Here is a 6691-nt window from a genome sequence, read left to right on the forward strand (position 1 = left end):
GGGGCAAGCCGGGCACCGCCGGCGAGCAGGGTGCGGCGGTCGGCGACGGCGCCGCGGAACGGGGCCAGCCCGGTGCCGGCGGCGACCATGATGACCGGGGTGGCCGCGTCGTGGCCGATCCGGAAGTCCTCGCGGCAGGGCCGGACCCGGGCGAGGACGGTGTCGCCGGGGCGCAGGCCGCTCAGGTGGCCGGAGCCGGTGCCCCGGTATGTTCCGCGGCCGGACCGGGCGGGGGCCTCCAGCAGGGAGACCATCAGGTCGACGTGGTGCGGGTCGACGGCGGGCGAGGAGGAGATCGAGTAGTGCCGGGGGCGGCGGACCGGCAGCAGGTCGAGGAGGACGGGCCAGGTCAGCCTGCCGTGCAGGGCGGGGTGGTCCTCGATGACGTCGAGCAGGGTGCGCGGGTCGGCCGGCGCGTCCGCCGGGGCGCCGCCGGCCACCGGTGCGGCCGCCGCGTCGGCGAGGGCGCGCAGGGCGGCCTGCTCGGGCGGGCAGGGGTTGAGCCCGGCCAGCACGGCGAGCCGGCCGGCCGTCGGCCGGTCCTGGAGTTCGACGTGGTGGGTGAGCAACTCCCGTACGGTGACCGGCCGGTCGACGGCGAGGCCGTCGCGGCGGGGCCGGGTCGGGGTGATGCCGAGGACCGCATCGAGGTCCAACTGCAGCAGCTTGGCGGCGCGTTCGACCAACTCCTGGTCATTGGCCGGGAGGACCGTGAGGTGGTCGGCGGTCCGGTAGGTGACGCCGTCGGGCAGGGCGAGGCGGACCAGGCGCTTGACCCGCGGGTAGTCCGGCCGGCTGAGGTGGGCGGTCTCGGTGACGGTCATCGCCGTCATGCCGTGGCGCGCGGCCAGCAGGTCGAGCCCGGTGCCGGTGAGTTCGGTGACGGTGTAGCCGGGGGCGTCCCGGTCGTCCGGCCCGAGCGCCTTCCCCGCGACACCGGCGACTGCGCCGGGCGCACCGGCGCTGTCCGGGTCCCCGTGGTGCTCCAGCAGCGCGGTGCGCAGCGCCGCCGTGAACCGGTCGACCGCGCCGTTCAGGTCGCCGGAGGCGTCGGCCTCGGCCCGCGGCAGCACCCGGGTGGCCCCGAGGGCGGCGAGCCGGGCGTCGACGAGCGTGGGGATGCGCTGGTAGGTGGCCGACCAGTTGCGGTCGCCGACGCCGAGCACGGCGTACCGGACGCCGTCGGCGCTGCCGGGCCCGGCCTGCTCCAGCCACCGGACGAACGCGGCCGCGTCGTCCGTGGGCCGGCCGTTGTAGGACGCGGTGGCGATGACCACCAGCCGGTCCGCGGGGAGCCCGTCGGCGTAGTCGTCGAGCGGGGCCACGGCGGTGTCGCAACCGAGGGCGGCGGCGGTGTCGCCGAGCCGGGCGGCGAAGTCGCGGCAGGTGCCGTAGTTGGAGCCGTGCAGCAGCAGGACGCCGGTGCCGGGCCGGACCCGGGCCGGACCGCCCGAGGCGGCCGCACCCGGACCGGCGGCCCCGTCCCGTCCGGTCGCCGGCCCGCCGAACACCCCGCCAGCTGCCCCGGCGTCCTGATCAGCCGGGCTGGGCAGGGCGGCGGCGTCGGCCGCGCGGTCGGCCGGGGTGCGCGGGACGACGGTGAGGGTGAAGCCGCTCGGCTTGATGGTCAGGCTCTGCTTGACCGCCAGCCGGTAGTCGGCGTGGTCGATCAGCCGGTACCGGTGGACCAGCATGGCGAGCAGCATGGTCGCCTCGTGCAGCGCGAACTGCCGCCCGATGCAGGCGCGTTCACCGGTGCCGAACGGCTTGAAGGCGTGCGGCGAGCGGCCCGCCTCGGCGGCGGGCGCGAAGCGGAACGGGTCGAACGCCTCCGGGTTGTCGCCCCAGGCCGCGTCCCGGTGCAGGATCGGGACGATCACCCGTACGTCCTGGCCGGCCTTCAGCCGGATCCGCCCGCCGAGCAGGGTGTCCTGCCGGGGCTCCCGGGTGAAGGCGGGGGCGGTCGGCCACAGGCGCAGCGACTCGTTGAGGACCTGGCGGGTCAGCCGCAGCCGGCCGATGTCCTCGAACGTCGGGTCCGGGTCGGCCCGGTCGCCCCACAGCGCGTCCACCTCCTGCTGGACCAGGCGCAGCACGGCCGGGTGCTTGGCCAGGTGGTACAGGGCGAAGGCCAGGGCGCCGGAGGTGGTCTCGTGGCCGGCGATCAGGAAGGTGATCACCTGGTTGCGGATGTTCTCGGTGTCCAGCGTGGTGCCGTCGGCCGGGTGGACGGCCTCCAGCATGAGCGCCAGCAGGTCGGTGTGCTCGGGTCGCTCCCCGCCCGCGGTCCGGGCCGCGACCACCTCGTCCACGACGGCGGCCAGGTAGTCGGAGTCGGCCCGCATCGCCTCGTCGGCCTCGCGGTAGTCGCCTCCGGGCACCCGGCCCAGGTGGTACATCGCCCAGTTCAGGCAGCGCACCATCGCGTCCACGAACGGGTGGGGCTCGGCGCGTTCGAAGGAGCCGAAGTCGAACCCGAAGCCGGCCAGCCCGATGGTGTCCAGGGTCATCCGGGTCATGTCGTCCGCCACGGCCACCGGGGTGCCGTCGGCGGCGTGGCGGTCCCAGGAGTCGAGGAGCCGGCGGGCGACCTTCAGCATCACCGGGTGGTAGGTGCGCATCGAGCCCATGGCGAAGGCCGGCATCAGGATGTCGTGCGCCTTGGCCCAGTTGGGTTCGTCGTTGTAGGCGGTGAACAGGCCGTCACCGGTGAACTCGCGCACGTTCACCAGGGCCGGGCCGACCGCCTTGGTGAACCGCTGCTCGTCGGCGAGCTCGGTGACCAGCTCCAGGCCGCTGACGAACAGGGTGTCCCGGCCGTGCAGGCGCTGCACGAAGGCCGGGCCGTGGCGTCTGGCGAGCTCCATCAGCTGCAGCAGGGGCACGGCACCCGGGCCGATCGCGGAGATGTCGATCACGGGAACGCCATCGACGGTGCCACTCGCCGGCGGCAGGTCGGACGGGGTCTCGGCCATGGGTGGACTGCCCTTCGCGGTGGGGTGTCAGCACGCTTACCGCCGGTAGGGGCGGCTGTTCCAACCCTTCCGCCGACGGTCCGCCAGGAATCCCCGGGGTGCTACAACTTCTTGTAGGGGAAGCGGGGGCGCGGGGATTGCCATCATCGGCGTCCTCGGATAGGGAACCCCCGCACCGGATACCGGACAGCCCGGTAGTCGAACAGGGGGAACCGCCGTTGATGCCCGACACCCGGCCGCCGACCGACGACCGTCGCTGCGCCCGGCCCCCCGAGCCGCCCGCACCCTCCCCGCCCGAGGCCGCGGCCACGGCCGCTCCCGCGCCCGCGCCCGCGCCCGCGCCCCTGGACGAGCAGGCGGTGTTCTGGCGCAACCGGGCCGCGCTGCTGTTCGACCGGATCCCGCTGCCGCTCGCCTTCTGCAGCGCGGGCGGCACCATCCTCGCCGCCAACCACGCCCTGGCCACGCAGTGGGACACCCTCCCCGGCCGGCTCGTCCAGCGCAACGCGCTGGAGCTGTTCCGCCCCACCACCGCCGGGCGGCTGCACCCGCTCGCCGAGGCCGTCCGGCTGCGCCGCCGCTCGCGCTACCCGGTCGAGGTCTCCTGGACCACCGCCGCCGGCGCCGTCCGCGTGGGCGAGGCGACCGTCCACGTGATCGGCGACGAGCCGGACGCCCCGCTGAACCTGCTGCTGGTCGTGCACGTCCACGACGAGCCGGCCGACGGGCCCGCCGCTCCCCCGGCCGCCCCCGCCCGGGCCACCGCGCTGGAGGCGCGGATCCTCGCGCTGGCCGCCGCGGGCAACACCAGCGCCCGCATCGCCGGCGAGGTCGGCCTGACCGCGGACGGCGTCAACTACCACCTCACTCGGCTGTCCCGCCGCTGGGGCGCGCCCAACCGCACCGCCCTGATCGCCCGCGCCTACGTCAACGGCGTGCTCGCCCCGGGCACCTGGCCCCCGGCCCCGGCCGCCGGGAGGACGGAGGCCGGGCAGGCGGGGGCCGGTCAGGCAGGGCCCGGGCGGGCCGGCGCCGGGCGGGCGGGGACCGGTGCCGGGTCGGCGGGGGCCGGGCAGGCCCGGTAACGCCCCGCTCAGAAGGCGGAGTTGGCGAACCAGTGGGCCAGCAGCTGCTCGTCCCCGCACACCTCGAAGCGGTCGGCGGACCGGTCGAGGCGGCCGTAGAGGAGCAGCAGCAGGTCGGCCGCGGCGCCCCGGACCGTGGCGTCGGCGGTCACGTCCGCCCCGTCCGGGTCGAGCCCGAAGCCGTCCGGCCGCAGCCGGACCAGCCAGTCGCCGTCCCCGTCGGTGCGGGTGAACCGGATGGTGCGGTCGGCGCCGCGCAGTTCGGCGGTCCGCGGGGCGAAGACGGCGGCGAAGGGCAGGTTGACCAGGAACTCCGCGACGCCGTCGGCGGCCAGCGCCGGGTCGATCTCCGGGCGCCGGCCGAGCGCCAGCTCCGCGTCGACGCGGTGCACCAGGGTCTCGAACAGCATCCGGCGGACCCAGAACCGCGCGTACTGGTCGGCACCCCAGGCCCACATCGGCGCGTCGAGGTCGGCCGCGGCGAACGCCGCAGCGGCCCCGGCCGCGGAGTCGGCCAGCCAGTCCGGGTAGCTGTCCGGCCCGTCCGGCAGCTTCAGGTCGACCTCGCGGCTGCGCGGCGGCTGCTGGATCCGCTGCTGCAGCAGGACGGTGAACCAGCGCTGCACGCTGCCGGCGTGGCGCACCAGGTCGGTCAGCGTCCAGCCCGGACAGGTGGGCACGGTGGTGGACGGGTCGGCGTCCCGGACCACGGCGACGAAGCCGGCGGTCTCGGCGGCGACGGCGGCGCCGTGGTCGATGGTGGTGGTCACGGAGTTCCTTCTCCCGGGTGGTTCGGCGCGGCCGGGCGGTCCGGCCCGCGCGTGGGCGGCCGGCGCGCGGCCCGGCGGCGGGCGGTTCGGCGGCCGGGCGGGTAGGCGGTCGGGCGGGTAGGCGGTTGGGCGGCCCGACACAGGGCCGGCCGGCCACGCCCGTGTGATCAGTCGGTCAGCGGCTTGTCGACGACGGCCTTGGTGTGGCTGAACGTGTCGATGGAGTACTCGCCGTGGTAGCGGCCCATCCCGCTCTCCCCCACGCCGCCGAACGGCAGCTCGGGCATCGCCAGGTGGGAGACCGGCAGGCCGAAGGTGAGCGCGCCGGAGGAGGTCTCCTCGGCCAGCCGCTGCTTGGTCCGCTCGGAGCCGGTGAAGGCGTACAGGGCGAGCGGCTTGTCCCGCTCGTTGATGAAGGCGATCGCCGCGTCGAGGTCGGGGACGGCGACGATCGGCAGGATCGGGCCGAAGATCTCCGACCGCATCACGGGGGCCTCCGGGGAGACGTCCGCAAGCACGGTCGGGGCGAGGTAGCGCGCGTCGCGGTCGTGCCCGCCGCCGGTGACGATCCGTCCGTCCGCCAGCAACGCGGTCAGCCGGTCGAAGTGGCGCGCGTTGACGATCCGCCCGTACGCGGGGCTCGCGGCCGGGTCCTCGCCGTACATCTCCCGGACGGCGGCGGTGAGTTGTTCCTCCAGCGCGGCGGCCGTCGGGCCGATGGCGAGGACGTAGTCCGGCGCGACGCAGGTCTGGCCGGCGTTGAGGAACTTGCCCCGGGCGATCCGCCGCGCGGTGAGCGCCAGGTCGGCGCCCGGCTCCACCACGACCGGGCTCTTGCCGCCGAGCTCCAGGGTGACCGGCGTGAGGTGCCTGGCGGCGGCCGTCATCACGATCCGCCCGACGGTGCCGTTGCCGGTGTAGAAGATGTGGTCGAAGCGCTGCTCCAGCAGCGCGGTGGTCTCCGGGACGCCGCCCTCGACCACGGCCACGGCCTCCGGGTCGAGGTAGCGCGGCAGCAGCCGGGCCATCGCCGCCGAGGTCGCGGGGGCCAGCTCGCTCGGCTTCACGACCACCGCGTTGCCCGCCGCCAGGGCGCCCACCAGCGGGGCCAGCGCGAGCTGCAGCGGGTAGTTCCACGGCGCGATGACCAGCACCACGCCGAGCGGGTCGCGGACCACCCGGGCCTCGGCCGGCCGGAAGTGCTCCGGCACGCCCGCGGGCCTCGGCCGGAGCCACTCCTCCAGGTGCGTCACGGTGTGGTCGAGCTCGTTGACCGTGAACCCGATCTCGGTGCGGTACGCCTCCGCCGCGCTCTTGCCGAGGTCGTCGGCCAGGGCCTGCTGGAACACCTCCGCCTGCTCGGTGAGCAGCGTGCGCAGGGCCGCCAGCTGGCCGAGGCGCCAGCCGAGCGGCTTGGACCGGCCGGTGGCGAAGGTGGCGCGCAGGCGGGCGACGACGGCGGGGACGTCCGCCGCGGCGGGGGTCGGGGTGTGCGTCATGGGGGTCTCGCGGTTCTTCCGAGGGGCGGCTTGCGGCTCTTCCGAGGGCGTGAAGCCTGGATGGTTTATGCCTTCAAGTAATTTGACCGTAGACCTCAATGGTTGAGGATGTCAAGCAATCGCCCCGGTGCTGGTCGGACACATGCCTCACACCCCAGCCTGCACCCACCGCCGCCCGGACCCGCCCTGGCACACCTGCGCCCGCTCAGACCCGGGCCCACTCAGACCGGAACGTCGAGGCGCCAGAGCGGGCCCGCGTCCTGCGCTGGCTCGGCGGCGAGGCGGGCGTGCAGCCGGCGGGCCGCCGAGGCGTCGAGCGCGAGCTCCTCGACGACCCGGCGCCGGGTCGCGAGCGTGAGCCC

General features: G+C 75.6%; 4 protein-coding genes. 1 reads left to right on the plus strand and 3 read right to left on the minus strand.

Annotated elements, in window-relative coordinates; genetic code table 11:
- Window positions 1-2975: cytochrome P450 (locus tag ABZ885_RS32730; RefSeq protein ID WP_360196755.1), on the minus strand; the 2975-nt coding region annotated here is incomplete at its 3' end.
- A gap of 221 nt (window positions 2976-3196) precedes the next feature.
- Here ABZ885_RS32730 and ABZ885_RS32735 point away from each other — a divergent pair.
- A complete protein-coding gene (locus tag ABZ885_RS32735; RefSeq protein ID WP_360196758.1) occupies window positions 3197-4060 on the plus strand; it encodes a LuxR C-terminal-related transcriptional regulator in 864 nt (287 codons plus the stop codon).
- 8 nt (window positions 4061-4068) lie between these two features.
- On the opposite strand, the gene ABZ885_RS32740 is transcribed toward ABZ885_RS32735, so the two are convergent.
- Together ABZ885_RS32740 and ABZ885_RS32745 are read right to left on the minus strand one after the other, a co-directional pair.
- A complete protein-coding gene (locus tag ABZ885_RS32740; RefSeq protein WP_360196761.1) occupies window positions 4069-4830 on the minus strand; it encodes a maleylpyruvate isomerase family mycothiol-dependent enzyme in 762 nt (253 codons plus the stop codon).
- 167 nt (window positions 4831-4997) lie between these two features.
- Complete coding sequence (locus ABZ885_RS32745) at window positions 4998-6329, minus strand: aldehyde dehydrogenase family protein (protein WP_360196764.1); 1332 nt, start codon at window positions 6327-6329, stop codon at window positions 4998-5000.
- Between the last annotated feature and the right edge of the window lie 362 nt (window positions 6330-6691).

Source organism: Kitasatospora sp. NPDC047058 (assembly GCF_040643935.1).
Classification (GTDB): domain Bacteria; phylum Actinomycetota; class Actinomycetes; order Streptomycetales; family Streptomycetaceae; genus Kitasatospora.

Excerpts from the sequence above, each read along its gene's own strand:
- ABZ885_RS32745 (WP_360196764.1), bottom strand. The coding sequence starts at position 6,329 with ATGACGCACACCCCGACCCCCGCCGCGGCGGACGTCCCCGCCGTCGTC.
- ABZ885_RS32735 (WP_360196758.1), top strand. The coding sequence starts at position 3,197 with ATGCCCGACACCCGGCCGCCGACCGACGACCGTCGCTGCGCCCGGCCC.